This is a genomic window from Nonomuraea basaltis (assembly GCF_005893125.1).
GTDB classification, from domain to species: Bacteria; Actinomycetota; Actinomycetes; order Streptosporangiales; family Streptosporangiaceae; genus Nonomuraea; species Nonomuraea basaltis.
The window spans coordinates 1-13,741 of sequence record NZ_VCJS01000070.1 but is presented as its reverse complement, the minus strand read 5'-3'; the positions used below and the strand labels follow the sequence as shown (position 1 = coordinate 13,741).

At 70.6% G+C, this 13,741-nt stretch carries 16 protein-coding genes and 1 pseudogene; 4 read left to right on the top strand and 13 right to left on the bottom strand.

Annotated elements, in window-relative coordinates:
• Positions 1-14: 14 nt before the first annotated feature.
• From EJK15_RS29980 to EJK15_RS29920, 13 genes are all read right to left on the bottom strand, one after another.
• Positions 15-1,907, bottom strand: a complete 1,893-nt coding sequence (locus EJK15_RS29980; protein ID WP_240777302.1) for a multicopper oxidase family protein — start codon at positions 1,905-1,907, stop codon at positions 15-17.
• A 137-nt stretch (positions 1,908-2,044) separates the two neighbouring features.
• Positions 2,045-3,382, bottom strand: a complete 1,338-nt coding sequence (locus tag EJK15_RS29975; protein ID WP_138713830.1) for a sensor histidine kinase — start codon at positions 3,380-3,382, stop codon at positions 2,045-2,047.
• An 8-nt stretch (positions 3,383-3,390) separates the two neighbouring features.
• Positions 3,391-4,125, bottom strand: a complete 735-nt coding sequence (locus EJK15_RS29970; protein ID WP_138713829.1) for a response regulator transcription factor — start codon at positions 4,123-4,125, stop codon at positions 3,391-3,393.
• 66 nt (positions 4,126-4,191) lie between these two features.
• On the bottom strand, positions 4,192-5,553 hold the full coding sequence (locus EJK15_RS29965; RefSeq protein WP_138713828.1) for an acetyl-CoA carboxylase biotin carboxylase subunit: 1,362 nt from the start codon (positions 5,551-5,553) through the stop codon (positions 4,192-4,194).
• Positions 5,550-6,002, bottom strand: coding sequence for an acetyl-CoA carboxylase biotin carboxyl carrier protein (locus EJK15_RS29960; protein ID WP_138713827.1), 453 nt, complete (start codon positions 6,000-6,002; stop codon positions 5,550-5,552). Before EJK15_RS29960 ends, EJK15_RS29965 begins: the two co-directional genes overlap by 4 nt.
• On the bottom strand, positions 5,995-7,650 hold the full coding sequence (locus EJK15_RS29955; RefSeq protein ID WP_138713826.1) for an acetyl-CoA carboxylase carboxyltransferase subunit alpha: 1,656 nt from the start codon (positions 7,648-7,650) through the stop codon (positions 5,995-5,997). Before EJK15_RS29955 ends, EJK15_RS29960 begins: the two co-directional genes overlap by 8 nt.
• The gene (locus EJK15_RS29950; RefSeq protein WP_138713825.1) at positions 7,647-7,976 is read right to left on the bottom strand and encodes a TcmI family type II polyketide cyclase; all 330 of its coding nucleotides are present in this window, start codon (positions 7,974-7,976) and stop codon (positions 7,647-7,649) included. Before EJK15_RS29950 ends, EJK15_RS29955 begins: the two co-directional genes overlap by 4 nt.
• A gap of 38 nt (positions 7,977-8,014) precedes the next feature.
• Positions 8,015-8,767, bottom strand: coding sequence for a response regulator (locus tag EJK15_RS29945; RefSeq protein WP_138713824.1), 753 nt, complete (start codon positions 8,765-8,767; stop codon positions 8,015-8,017).
• A complete protein-coding gene (locus EJK15_RS29940) occupies positions 8,739-9,479 on the bottom strand; it encodes a sensor histidine kinase (protein ID WP_138713823.1) in 741 nt (246 codons plus the stop codon). The genes EJK15_RS29945 and EJK15_RS29940 overlap by 29 nt, the downstream gene beginning before the upstream one ends.
• A gap of 297 nt (positions 9,480-9,776) precedes the next feature.
• A complete protein-coding gene (locus EJK15_RS29935) occupies positions 9,777-10,067 on the bottom strand; it encodes an antibiotic biosynthesis monooxygenase family protein (protein WP_138713822.1) in 291 nt (96 codons plus the stop codon).
• On the bottom strand, positions 10,064-10,981 hold the full coding sequence (locus EJK15_RS29930; protein WP_138713821.1) for an amidohydrolase family protein: 918 nt from the start codon (positions 10,979-10,981) through the stop codon (positions 10,064-10,066). Before EJK15_RS29930 ends, EJK15_RS29935 begins: the two co-directional genes overlap by 4 nt.
• 4 nt (positions 10,982-10,985) lie before the next feature.
• Positions 10,986-11,726, bottom strand: coding sequence for an SDR family oxidoreductase (locus EJK15_RS29925; protein WP_138713820.1), 741 nt, complete (start codon positions 11,724-11,726; stop codon positions 10,986-10,988).
• Positions 11,723-12,091 carry a SchA/CurD-like domain-containing protein gene (locus EJK15_RS29920; RefSeq protein WP_138713819.1) on the bottom strand — a complete coding sequence of 123 codons (369 nt, stop codon included), beginning with the start codon at positions 12,089-12,091 and terminating at the stop codon, positions 11,723-11,725. Before EJK15_RS29920 ends, EJK15_RS29925 begins: the two co-directional genes overlap by 4 nt.
• Before the next feature lie 147 nt (positions 12,092-12,238).
• Here EJK15_RS29920 and EJK15_RS29915 point away from each other — a divergent pair, with 147 nt between their 5' ends.
• From EJK15_RS29915 to EJK15_RS29900, 4 genes and pseudogenes are all read left to right on the top strand, one after another.
• Complete coding sequence (locus EJK15_RS29915; protein ID WP_138713818.1) at positions 12,239-12,967, top strand: SDR family NAD(P)-dependent oxidoreductase; 729 nt, start codon at positions 12,239-12,241, stop codon at positions 12,965-12,967.
• 1 nt (position 12,968) lies between these two features.
• Positions 12,969-13,295 (top strand): antibiotic biosynthesis monooxygenase family protein, encoded by a 327-nt coding sequence (locus tag EJK15_RS29910; RefSeq protein WP_138713817.1) that lies wholly within the window; start codon positions 12,969-12,971, stop codon positions 13,293-13,295.
• On the top strand, positions 13,292-13,603 hold the full coding sequence (locus EJK15_RS29905; protein WP_138713816.1) for an antibiotic biosynthesis monooxygenase family protein: 312 nt from the start codon (positions 13,292-13,294) through the stop codon (positions 13,601-13,603). The genes EJK15_RS29910 and EJK15_RS29905 overlap by 4 nt, the downstream gene beginning before the upstream one ends.
• Positions 13,603-13,741: pseudogene (locus tag EJK15_RS29900) on the top strand (sulfate adenylyltransferase subunit CysD); the annotation flags it as partial. The gene EJK15_RS29905 and the pseudogene EJK15_RS29900, both read left to right, overlap by 1 nt.

The following is a 13,741-nucleotide window of genomic DNA, read 5'->3' as shown; positions in this document are numbered from 1 at the left end:
AACAACCTGACAGTTCAGTGGTGCCCGCCGCCGGGCGGGTGGAGCTTCAGCACTTCAGGCGGCATCACCACGAAGGGACGCATCATGTGCATCTCGTGTTCGAGTATGTGGCAGTGGTAGACGTAGCGGCCGACCTGATCGAACTGGCCGACGACGGTGGCCAGCTCGACGCCCTGCACCCGGACGACGTCCTTCCAGCCCTGTTCGTGCCCTTCGAGCGGCCCCTCGCGGAGGAACTTGATCGGCGCGGTGGTGCCGCGGATCTCCTCGTTCCAGCCGCTGCGGTCGTAGACGTCCCTGTTCAGCGTCTGGAAGCGGACCATGTGCAGGTGCATCGGATGCGGCTGGCGGGTCAGCACCAGGAAGTTCCAGGCCTCCCAGCTGCCGCGGGCGATGACGAAGTCGCTGTGGTCGGCGTACTCGCCCGCCACCCGTTTGAGCGTCTTGACCTTGCCGTCCGGCCCCTGCACCTGGACGACTCCGGCGCTCGGGATCGTGACCGTGCTCGGATCGACCTCTGCCATCTCCCACATGCCCAGCTCATTGGGCTGGCCGCTGAAGGTGGCCGACGGCGGGACGACGATCCACCGGTGCCCGTGCTCGGCCGGGACGTCGTCGTGGGTCAGCCGATCGAACGACGGTGAGATCGTGGCCGGGAGCGTGAAGCGATCGGCCGGGCGCCCGTCCGACACCTTGATCTGCATGATGTCCGGCTCGGGTATGCCGTTGCGCGGGTTGGGCTCGCCCGGGGTGATGCCCGGATAGGTGTCCACCAGCTTGAGCGTGCTGCCGCCGAGAGCGGAGAAGTCCACCAGCACATCGGCCCGCTCGGCGGGCGCCAGGGTGAGCGCGCCCGTCACCGGGGCGGGCGCGCCGAGCAGGCCGTTGTCCGAGCCGATCACCTTCAGCGCGCCGGACAGCGGCTTGCCGTCCTGGCCCAGCACCATGAGCCGGTACGTACGCGCGTTGGACGCGTTCAGCACCCTGAACCGGTACCAGCGCGGCTCCACGTCGAGATACGGCCAGACCATGCCGTTGACCAGGTTGTACGGCCCCAGGAAGAATCCCGGCGACGGAGGCTCCTCCCGTTCGAGGATGACCTTGTGGAGCAGCCTGCCGTCGAGCTTGCCGTCCTGGCCCAGGTCGAAGTTGCGGTCGCACAGCACCAGCGGGATCTCGTGCGCGCCGCGCGGCAGCCCGAGCGCCGCCTCCTCCTTGTCCCTGATGTAGTACATGCCGGCCAGCCCGGAGAAGACGGTGAACCGGGTCAGGTGCATGGCGTGGTCGTGGTACCAGAGCGTGGCGGCCGGCTGGTCGTTGGGGTACTCCGACAGCTGGGCGTCGCCGGGGTAGACGGCGTTCTCGGCCCAGCCGTCGTTGCCGCCGCCGGTGCGCGAGCCGTGCAGGTGCACCGCGGCCCAGGCGGGTAACGCGGCGACGTCCGCGATCGGCTCGACGCCGTCCCTGCCCGGGTAGTTCGCCGGTGGCTTGTCCGCCGGCAGCCCTTCGTCCGACACCTGCACCGCGCTGACGGGGAACGGGGTCGCGAGCTGGTTGGCCCAGGTCACCCTGACCCGCTGCCCCCGCTCCACGTCGATGGTGGGTCCGGGGAAGCCGCCCTCGTAGGTCCATAGGCGGGTGGGCGGCAGCTCCGAGTGCAGCCGCCGCTGCGCCACCCGCATGCGGATCGTCAGCTCCCACAGCGACCCGCGCCGCTGCGGCTTGATCACCGGCGGGATCGGCAGCCGGTCAACGAACTTGGTCAGCAGCAGTGCCGGATCCCGTGGCGGCTCACCCGCGCGGGCCGCCACCGCCGCCGATCCCCATCCGCCCATCGCCAGGCCGAACACCGCGCCCGCGCCCGCGAACGCCTGGCGCCGGGTCGGCCCCTGTCGGTAAACACCCATCTCTTCCACGGCCGCCACGCTAGGCACCCCCTGTTTCCCTGGTCTTCCACCATGGTGATGAGAAGCCTTCTCATCCTTTGGACGAGGACTCATCGAAGCGAGCGTGGCTGAAAGCCGCCTGACCGCAGGCAGACCGTTCAGTCAGCGGCCGGCAGGCGTACCCGGAAGGTGGCGCCCGGGCCGGAGTCCACCTCGGCCACGCCGCCGTGCGCGGCGGCGAGCGCGGCGACGATGGCCAGCCCCAGCCCGCTGCCGCCCTCGTCGCGCGAGCGGGCCTTGTCGGCGCGGTAGAACCGCTCGAAGACCCGCTCGGCCTGCTCGGGCGTCAGCCCGGGGCCCTGGTCGGCGACCTCCAGCACGACGGCGGGCCCGCCGTCGTCGAGCCGTCCCTCCAGCAGCCGCACCTCGACGGCCGTGCCCGGCGGCGTGTGCCGTACGGCGTTGCTCAGCAGATTGCCGATGACCTGGCGCAACCGCGACTCGTCGCCGATCACCAGGGGGGCGTTCTCGCCCTTCACCGTCAGGTCGATCTTCCGGTCGCGCGCGAGCAGCGCCGCCTCCTGCACGGCCTCGGCCGCGACCGCCAGCAGATCGACGCGGTCACTGCGCAGTGGCCTGCGCTGGTCGAGGCTGGCCAGCAGCAGCAGGTCCTCCACCAGCAGGCTCATCCTCCCCGCGGCCCTGCCGATCCTGGCGACCAGCTCGTCCTCGCCGCGCTGGCGCCTGAACAGGTCGGCGAAGCCGCGGATGGCGGTCAGCGGGGTGCGCAGCTCGTGGCCGGCGTCGGCGACGAAGCGCCGCATGTACTCCTCGGACGCGGCCCTGGCGCGGAAGGCGGACTCGATCTGCGCCAGCATGCCGTTCAGCGCCCGCGCCAGCCGCCCCACCTCGGTACGCGGGTCCTCGCCCTCGACCCGGTGCGACAGGTTACCCGCGGCGATCACCTGGGCCGTGCGCTCGATCTCCTCCAGCGGCCGCAGACTGCCCCTGACGGCGATCACGCCGACGGCGGCCACGATCGCCACCACGGCCAGGGCCACGATCGCGCCGATCCACGCCATCTGGGTCACGGTCTCATCGACCTGGGTGAGCGGCATGGCGACGAGCAGCCCGCCGTCCGCGAGCACCCGCCAGCGCTCCACGGTCGAGATGCCCGAGGGCAGGCTCGGCGGCAGCGCGGCCTCGAAGTCCGGGTCGGCGTTCCTGGAGCGGGCGGTCACCGTGCCGTCCTGGCCCACCCGCAGCACGGAGACGTCGCTCGGCACGTACACGAGCAACTGGCCCTGCGGAGTGGGGCGCTCGTCCCGCATGTCGTTGTGCAGCGTCTCCGTGACCCGCCTGATCTGGTCGTCCACCCGGTCGAGCAGGCGGTCGCGCAGCAGCACCACGCTCGCCACGCTGATCACCATGGCGGCGACCGTCACCAGGAGCACCACGATGACGGTGAGCTTGACCCGCAGCGGGGTCCGGCTCACTGCCGGGCTCACTGTGGTGGCCTGAGCACGTATCCGACGCCGCGCAGCGTGTGGATCAGCCGCGGGTCGCGGTAGTCCACCTTTCTGCGCAGCGCCGAGACGTACTTCTCCACGATGGCGTCGGCGCCGCGGAAGTCGTAGTGCCAGACGTGGTCGAGGATCTGCGCCTTCGACAGCACCCTGCCGACGTTGAGCATGAAGTAGCGCAGCAGATTGAACTCCGTCGGGGAGAGCTGCACCGGCTCGCCGCCCCGCCAGGTCTGGTGGCTCTCCTCGTCGAGCTCGATGTCGGCGAACGTGAGCCGGGGCGGCGGCGTGGTGGCGCCGTCGCGCAGGCGCCTGAGCACGGCCCTGATCCTGGCGACGACCTCGTCGAGGCTGAACGGCTTGCTCACGTAGTCGTCGCCACCCAGAGTGAGCCCCTTGATCCGGTCGTCGACCGAGTCGCGGGCGGTCAGGAACAGCACGGGCGTGCGGTCGCCGCCCGAGCGCAGCCGCTTGATCACCTCGAACCCGTCGACGTCGGGCAGCATCACGTCCAGGATGATCAGATCGGGGCGGTGCCGCAGCGCCGCCTCGATCCCCCGCACCCCCTTGGAGACGCCGACCACCTCGAACCCGGAGAAACGCAGGCTGGCGGAGAGCAGCTCGAGGATGTCCGGTTCGTCCTCGATGACGAGCAGCCGCGCCTCCGGTCGCCTGACGGTCTCGGCCACGCCTCCACCCCGCTTCGTGTCATTCATCTCGCAGGTCATCATCATCGGCGAGACTGACGAAAAGCTGAAGGTCCGCTGACCACCACGTCAGGGTCACCCGTCGAGCAGCTCGTGCACGAACCGGGTGGTGTGCCGGCCCGCCGCGAAGACGGGATGCGAGATCAGCCTGCGCAGCAGCGGGATCGTGGTGACCACGCCCGGCCCGGCCACGGTGAACTCGGCCAGCGCCCGGTCGGCCCTGGCGAGCGCCTCCGCCCTGGTCGGGGCCCAGACGATCAGCTTGGCGAGCAGGGAGTCATAGTACGGCGGCACGGTGTCGCCGCGCACGAAACCCGAGTCGACCCGCGTCCACGGGCCGCCGGGCACGTCGAAGACCTCCAGCCGGCCCGGCGCCGGCCGGAAGTCCGCCTCGGGATCCTCGGCGTTGACGCGGCACTCGATCGCGGTGCCGGACAGGCGGACGTCCTCCTGCTTGACGGCGAGCGGCAGCCCGGCGGCGATCCTGATCTGCTCGCGGATCAGGTCGATCCCCGTGAGCGCCTCGGTGACCGGATGCTCGACCTGGATCCTGGCGTTCAGCTCCATGAACGTCACGGTCCCCGCCTCGTCCACCAGGAACTCCATGGTGCCCGCCCCGGTGTAGCCGACGGCCTTGGCCCCCGCGACGGCGTGCTCGCCCAGCGCGGCACGCGTGCGCGGGTCGAGACCGGGCGAGGGGGCCTCTTCGACGAGCTTCTGGTTGCGCCGCTGCAGCGAGCAGTCGCGTTCGCCCAGGTGCACGACGTTGCCCGCCTCGTCACCGAGCACCTGGACCTCGACGTGGCGGGCCCGTTCCACGTACCGCTCCAGGTAGACTTCGCCGTTGCCGAAGACCGCCCTGGCCAGCGCGACCGTCTCCTGGTGCACGCGCGGCAGCTCGGCCGCGCTCCTGGCGACGCCGATGCCCCTGCCGCCGCCTCCCGCGGCCGCCTTGACCACCACCGGATAGCCGATCTCCGATGCCACCCGCCCGGCCTCGGCGAGCGTCGGAACCGCCCCGTCGCTGCCGGGCAGCACGGGCAGCCCGGCGGCGCGCATCAGCTCCCGGACCCTGGCCTTGTCGCCGACCGCGGCCATCACCTCGGGGCGCGGGCCAATGAACGTCAGGCCGTTGTCGGCGCACACGGTGGCGAAGTCCGGGTCCTCCGACAGGAAGCCGTAGCCCGGGTGCACCGCGTCGGCGCCGCAGCGCAGCGCCGCCTCGATGGGGCCCGGCATGGACAGGTAGCTGCGCCTGGGCGCGGCGGGTCCGATGTGCACGGCCTCGTCGGCGAACCTCACCGCCGCGCTGTCGCGATCGGGGGTGGAGTAGACCGCGACCGTGGCGATGCCCAGCTCCCTGCAGGTCCTGGCGATTCGCAGGGCGATCTCGCCGCGGTTGGCGATGAGCACCTTGCGGAACGGCGGCGCGGTCATGTGCCGTCCACCCGGACGCGGACCAGCTCCTGGCCGAACTCCACCGGCTGGCCGTCGGCGACCAGCACCTCCACCACCTCTCCCGACCATTCGGACGGCACCTGGTTCATCAGCTTCATCGCCTCCACTATGGCCACGGTCTGCCCGGACTCCACCCGGGCACCGCGCCGGGTGAAAGGCTCCGCGCCCGGCTCGGGGGCCACGTAGAACGTGCCGACCAGCGGTGCGACGACTGATCTGATCGCCGGGTCGGCGACCTCGTCCCGGGGCGGCTCCGGCTCCCCGGAGGCCCGGGTGACCGGACCCTCCTGGTGCGTCCAGCTGACCTCCACACTGCGGTCGCCGGACCGGAGCACGACGGTGGACACCGCGCCGGGAATGGTCTTCACCAGGCTGCTGACCTCCGCGCGCAGCAGCTTGAACTCCTCGCTCCACGCCTGCTCAGACATCCGAGACCGATCCCAGTGCCCGGAACCTGTCGTGCCGCCGCCGTACCAGCTCGTGCGGGTCGTAGCGGGACAGCCGGCCGAGCGAGTCGAGGATCATGCTCTTGAGGTTCGCCGCGGCCTGCAGGTGGTCGGCCTGGCTGCCCCCCTCGGGCTCCGGCACGATGCCGTCGATCACGCCCAGGCGCAGCAGTTCGGGCGCGGTGAGGCGGAGCGACTCGGCCATCTGCTCCGCCCTGGACGGCTCTCCGCACAGGATCGTCGAACAGCTCTCCGGGCTGATGACGGAGTAGCAGGCGTTGCGCATCATGAGCACCTCGTCGGCCACGCCGAGCGCCAGCGCGCCGCCGCTGCCTCCCTCTCCGGTGACGGTCGCCACGATCGGCACCGTCAGCTCGCCCATCCCGGCGATGGCGGAGGCGATGGCCCAGGCCTGGCCGCGTTCCTCCGCACCGATGCCGGGCGCGGCGCCCTGGGTGTCGATCAGCGTGATGACCGGCAGGCCGTACGACTCGGCCAGGCGCATGAGCCGCAGCGCCTTGCGGTAGCCCTCGGGATGGGCCATGCCGAAGTTGCGGGAGATCAGCTCCTGCGTGTCGTGCCCCTTCTGGTGGCCGATGATCATGGCGTTGACGCCGCCCAGGGAGCAGAGCCCGCCGACGATGGCCGGGTCGTCGCCGTGCACCCGGTCGCCGTGGAGCTCGACGAAGTCCTCGCACATGTGGCTGATGTAGTCGAGCGTGCTCGGCCGCTGGATGTCGCGGGCCAGCCGGACGGTCTCCCAGGCGCTCGCCGCCGTCTCGCCGCCGTCGTGGGCGGGCGCGCCCTGCTGGTCCCGGTACGGTGGCGTGGCCCCGTCCAGCAGGTTGAGCAGGCGTGCCAGCAGCGGGCGCACCGACTCGCGTGACTCGACCCGGTCGAGCATGCCGCGGGAGAAGAGGTACTCGGCCGTCTGGAACCCTTCGGGCAGGCGCTCGCGGGTGGCGGCGGCGATGACGCGGGGCCCGGCGAAGCCGATCAGGCTGCCGCGCTCGGCCACCAGGATGTCGGCCAGCGTGGCGAACGACGCGGTGACCCCGCCGAAGGTGGGATCGGTCAGCAGGCAGACGGAGGGCACGCCGGCCCTGCGCAGCCGGCGCACCGCCTGGGCGGTCTTGGCCATCTGCATGAGCGACAGGCTGCCCTCCTGCATGCGGGCGCCTCCACTGGCCGCGACGAGCAGCAGGGGGCTCCTGGTGGCCAGCGCCTCGTCGGCGGCCCTGGCCACCGTCTCGCCCACCGCCGATCCCATGCTGCCGCCCATGAACGCGAAGTCCATGGCCAGCGCGATGAGCGGGCGGCCTCCGAGTGTGCCCTTGCCGTGCAGCACGGCGTCGGTGAGCCCGGTGGCGCGCCTGGCGGCGGCCAGGCGCTCGGGATACGGGCGGGAGTCGGCGAAACCGAGCGGGTCGCCGCCCTCCACGGCCGGGGCGGCCTGGAAGGAATCCTCGTCCAGCAGCAGGCGCAAGCGCTCTCGCGCGCCCAGCCGGTGGTGGTGGCCGCAGTCGGGGCAGACGTGCTTGCCGCGCGTCAGCTTGGGCACGTAGAGCAGGCTTCCGCAGCCGGCGCAGGCAGTCCACGACGTGGTGGCGCCGTCGAGGGTGAGTGTCATGAGCGCCGCTCCCACCCGTAGAACTCACTGGCCATGGCGTCGGCCGGGCTGCGCCAGGTGGCCGGGTCGAACGGTTTGACGTAACGGTCGAGGTCGGCGCTGAGCCGCTGGAAGTCCGCCCGGCCTCGGGCCTTGCCCACCTGGGCACGGGCGTCTCCGTCGAACTCCACGTAGTGGAAGTACAGGTCGTGGTACTGGAACAGGTGGCGGCGGACGACGCCCAGTTCGAGCGGTAGTGGGGTGGCGTCGGAGGCCCCGAAGAGGCGGGCGACGTCGGCCGCCGCCCCCGGCTCCAGGCGGGCCACTATCAGACTCCTGTCGGTCACGAGGATCTCCTCGTCGTCGGGATCCGGACAGCGCCACGCTAGGTAGCTGCGCAGCGTGTGTCTCCCGCCGCCGACATGAACTCCAGTCTCCCCTTTGCGGTGGACGAGGTCGTCCCCTCGATGGAGTCCCAGCCGCGTCCTGGCTGCACCAGCCCGTTCTCGTAGGCGTAGATCACCACCTGCACCCGATCCCGCACCCCCAGCTTCTGATACAGATGCTGCACGTGCGACTTCACCGTCGACTCCCCCAACACCAGCAACCGCGCAATGTCCTCATTGCGATAACCCCGCACCAGCAACCGGAACACATCCAGCTCCCGATCCGTCAACCCCACCAGATCAGGCACCACCGCCGCCGACACCACCGGCCGCCGCGCGAACTCCTCGATCAACCGCCGCGTCACCGACGGCGCCAGCAACCCCTCACCCGACGCCACCATCCGCACCGCATCCACCAGCAACTCCGGCGACGAATCCTTCAACACAAAACCCGACGCCCCCGCCCGCAACGCCTCGAACACAAACTCATCCTGGTCATACATCGTCAAAATGATCACCCGAGGACCCTCCCCCTCACAGATCCGCCGCGTCGCCTCCAAACCCCCCATCCGCGGCATATTGATATCCATCAACACCACATCCACCCGCCCCCCACGCAAACCCTGCAACGCCTCCACCCCGTTGGCCGCCTCACCCACCACCACCACATCAGCCACATCATCGAACGTCGCCCGCAGCCCCCTGCGAACCAACGGCTGATCGTCAACGATCACCAGACGCACGCGCTTCATGCACTCTCTCCTCGGTCGGCAACCAGGCCCTGATCAGAAAGCCCCCGTCGGTCAATGGACCGCATTCGAACCCACCGCCTGCCGCGACCACCCCTTCCCTCATGCCGAGCAGGCCGTAACCGGCCAGCTGATGCACGTGCTCGGCCAGCTCGCCCGCGCCGCTGACCACGCTCACCTCCAGCTCGTCGTCCCCGAAGCCGAGATCGACGCGTACGGGCAGATCCTTGCCGTGCTTGAAGGCGTTCGTCAGGCCCTCCTGTACGAGCCTGAGCACCACGTCCCTGATACGCCCGTCCACCTGGTGCTCCACGCCTCTGACCGCGAACCGCACGGCGGCGGCGTCGCTCGGCAGGTTGGAGATCAGGGCGGCGACCTGCGCCGACAGCGGCGCGGGCCGGTCGGACACGGACCGCTGCTTGCTGCCGCGCAGCACACCGATGACCGTGCGGACCTGGCCGAGAATGTCGCTCACCGTCTCGTCGATGGCCTCGGCGATCGGCCTGGTCTGTGGTGCGAGCGCGGGCAGGCGCCGGGCGTGCATGGCGATGACGATCAGCCCGTGCCCCAGCCCGTCGTGCAACTCCCTGGCGATGCGCCGCCGCTCTTCGAGCGTGTCAGCGGACGCGGGACGCCGGCTCACGGTGCGCCGCCTGGTCAGCCAGACCCCCGCGGCGATCAGCAGCCCGATCACGATGCCCAGCAGGAACTCCATGATATTGGGCCCGGGTACGACTACGACTTTCTGCAGACACGTCAGCGTAGTTACCCCCTGTCCTTCCCCGAAGAGGCCCGCCGCCGCCCCCAATTCCCCATAATCGGTGGCAAAGCGATCAATGCGGCAGAGACCCCGTGATCACGCACGCCCAACATTATGAGTATTTAAGTCATGAAACAAGAAGGAATTCAATTAACATTGTGTTATAAAACACGCCACTAAACGGGGGTTTCCGGGCATGGTAAATGCCGCCTTCGCGAAGGCGGCATTCCATGGGGCCACGCTCGGCCGGGATCAGTGATGATGCAGGATGCGCTGCACCTCCATCCGTGCCGAAGTGCGCAGCCTCCGCAGTCCGGCCGTCCGCTCGTCCTGCTCGGGGCTGCGCTCGAAGCGACGGAAGGACTCCTCGTCGGACCAGTCGGACGTGATGACGTAGGCGCCGTCAACTACACAGAGTGACTGCCGCAGACAGCCGGGCTGCTCCCGGGCCCAGGAGGCGACCTGCTTCCAGGCGAGTTCGAACTCCTCGGCCCGCGCCGGCGGCACCGCCATGGTCAGCACGGCCCGCACCGGCCCGCTCATGCCCGCACCCCCAGCCCGAACACGCGCTCGGCGTTCGCCGCCAGGGCGCCGGGCGCCAGCTCGGAGACGATCCCCACCATCCGCTCCAGTTCGCCCATCAGCGGCGGCGCGTCGGTGCCGAACAGCACCTGTTCCACCCCGAAGAAGTCGAGGTTGGCCCGCAGCTGTGCCCGGTTGGGACACGAGGTGTCCACCAGGATCCTGCGCAGTGACCGGCTGGGCAGCCGTCGGGGCGCCTGCTCCTCGCGGCCGGGCCGCGGCGCCATGGCCAGGTCGAGCTTCTCCGCCAGCAGGCCCAGTGCGCCGCCGCCACCGGGCGCGATGAGCTGGAGCCCGGGATGGCGTTCGAGCCGGCCCGCGCACACGAGGGCCGCGACCCCCATGGTGACGTCGTTCAGCCGGGCCAGGTGCTCGACCACACCGGGTCCCAGGTCCAGGACCGCGTCGGCGCCCACCGGCTCCGCGGGCGGATGCAGCAGCACGGGCACGCCGGCCTCGGCGGCGAAGGCGAAGAAGTCGTCCGCCCGCGGCGAGCTGAGGAAGCGGCCCTCGACGCTGGTGTTGACGATGAGCCCGACGAACTCGGGCTCAGCCAGCAGCTCGGCCGCCTGGCCCAGCATCGCCTCGCCTGCGAAGGGGTCGAGGTAGGCGTAGCAGCGCAGGTGGGCGGGGTGCCGCCGGGCGAGCTCGGCCAGCGCCTCGTTGTGCGCCCGTACGGTGGCGGCGTCCTGGCGGTAGTTCGCGGCTCCCGTGCCCGGCAGCATGGAGCCCGCTCCCACCGGGCTGCCGATGATCGTCATCTCGACGCCGAGGGCCAGTTTGGCCTCGATCATCGCCTCCGGGTCGTGCAGCCCCGGCGGCCCGCCCGCCCGTTCGCCGGGCGGTGCCAGGTGGCCGTGCACGTCGATGAGCATGCGATCAGCCCGCCTTCGGCGGCGGGCCGGCCAGCGCGCTGCTGAAGCCGAACCTTCCCATGACCGGCACCAGGCCGCCGTACAGGCCGTCGGCGCCCTCGCCGGTCAGGAACGCCACCGCCCGCGCGACCAGCTCCGGCGTGATCGCCTGGTCGAAGTCCACGTGCGGCCGCTCCTGCCTGGCCTGCGGCGTGTCGGCCATCGTCATGATCACCGCGTTGGCGTGGATGCCCTGGTGCTTCACCTCGTGGGAGAGCGCGCGCATCCAGGCGAGCAGCGCCGCCTTGCCGGCCGCGTACCCGCCGAGCGCGGCCAGCGGCTCGCTCGCCAGCGGCGAGCCGAAGAACACCAGCCGGCCGCCATTGCCGAGATGGGGCAGGACGGCCTGCGTCGCACAGACGGCGGACAGGAAGTTGACCCGCATCAGCCGGTCGTACTCCGCGACCCGGGTCAGGAAGACGGGGCCGGCATGAAAGCTCCCCACCATGTGGATCAGCCCGTCGAGCCGGCCCAGCCGGGACAGCGCGGCCTCGGCCGCCGCGGTCGCGCCCTGCTCGGTCGTCACGTCCGTGGCGAACGTCTCGATCCTGCCCGGCGTGCCGTACGTGCGCTCCAGCTCGGCCAGGCGCGCCTCGTTGCGGCCGGTGAGCAGCAGGGCGTCGCCCCGCTTGGCCAGCAGCGCGATCGTGGCCTCGGCCACCGGCCCGGTGGCGCCGGTGACCAGGAACGTCCCGCCCTCGCTCATGCCTCGACACCCTCGAGCGGGGCCAGCCGGGTGGTGATGTGCTCCATGCCCATGCGCAGGAAGAACTCGCGGGCGCCCTCGGGCGTGTTCGCGCTGCGCCGGTCCTCGTCCACCACGTACTTGTCCAGCTCGCTCTCCACGTACTGGATGCTGGGGTCCTGCGCGATGTGCGCCATGAGCGAGGGCACGTCGCCCTCGATCTCGATCATCCGGACCACGATGCGGTCCTTCATGAAGACGGACGTGCTGAGCATCCTGGTGCCGTCGGCCGTCACCCGCACCGGGGGCGCGTAGTTGGCGAGCAGGTCGCGCACCTTGTCCTCGGTACCGGGCTTGATCCTGAACATGATGGCCAGTCGCTGCATGGCGATCCTCCATGGTCGCTCGGGTTCAGCGCCAGCCTGGCCCCGTCCCCGGGCGGCCGTCTTCCCGCTGACGTACCGATCGCGGCCTCCCCTGCACGGGGGAGGCGACCTTCCGCGGGTGGTAGACAGCGTTGATAGGCAGGGAACATGGACATCCGACTGGACGGCAAGACCGCTCTCGTGACGGGCGGCACCCGGGGAATCGGCAGAGCGGTGACGCTCGGGCTGGCCAGGGCCGGCGCCGACGTGCTGGCCTGTTATCGCACCGAATCGGACGCGGTGGAGAGCCTCGCGCGCGAGCTCAAGACGACCGGTGGCGACCACCGCCTCATCAAGGCCGACGTGGCGGACCCCGCCGAGGTCACCCGGCTGATCGAGGAGTGCGAATCCGCCCTCGGCCACCTCGACGTCGTGGTGAGCAACGCCGGGGCGATCTCCCACATCCCCTTCCCCGAGCTCGAACTGGACGAGTGGCGGCGGATCATCGACACCAACCTGACCGGGGCGTTCACCGTCACGCAGCAGGCGCTGCCACTGCTGCGGCCCGGCTCGTCCCTGATCTACATCGGCTCGAAGGTGGCCATGGTCGGGCTGCCGATGCGGGCCCACTACACGGCGTCCAAGGCGGCGCTGGTCGGCTTCGCCCGAACGCTCTGCAAGGAGCTCGGCCCGCGGGGCATCCGGGTCAACGTGGTGGCGCCCGGGATCATCGACACGACCGAGCTTCCTCCCGAGCGCACCGCCCAGTACCAGCGGATCATCAGCCTCGGCCGCCTTGGCCGGCCCGAGGAGATCGCCGGCGTGGTCGCGTTCCTGGCCAGCGACCTGGCGAGCTACATCACCGGCGAGACCATCAACGTCGACGGAGGTACCTGACATGACCAGCCCCGGCTTCCGCGTGATGCTCAGGATGCACATCCACAGCGGCATGGAGCAGGAGTTCGAGAAGGTCTGGCGGTCGGTGGGAGCCGCCGTCACGGATCATCCCGCCAACCTCGGTCACTGGCTGATGCGCAGCACGAGCGAGGAAGGCGTCTACTACATCAGCAGCGACTGGGTGGACGAGCAGCGGTTTCGCGAGTTCGAGGAGAGCTGGGAGCACGGCGAGCACCGCGCGCTGCTCCACCCCTATCGCGAGTCGGCCACGATCTCGACCATGCACGTGGTGGGTCACTTGCTCAAGTCCGGCGAGGAGGTCGGATGAGCCCGTCGAGAGTGCGGGTGCTGCTCTGGTACCGCGCCCCGGAGGGCGAGGAGCAGCGGCTCATCGACGCCTTCCACTCGATCAGCGGCACGTTGCGGGGCACGCCCGGCCTGCTGGGCAGCGAGCTGTGGCGCCCCGCGCACGACAGGGCCGACTTCGTGGTGGTCAGCGAGTGGGAGAGCAGGCAGGCGTTCGAGACATGGGAGCGGGGCAACGCGCACAAGGCGGACACCGCGCCGCTGCGGCCCTACCACGACCCGCGGCGCGAACGGCCGTTCATGCTGCTCGACGTGGTGGCAGCCTACTGATGCCGCCGCATGACTACACGACGTCGCAGCTTGACGTACTCGAGGCCGAGGCCATCCACATCATGCGCGAGGTGGCGGCGGAGTTCGAGCGTCCGTGTCTGCTGTTCTCCGGGGGCAAGGACTCGATCGTCATGCTCC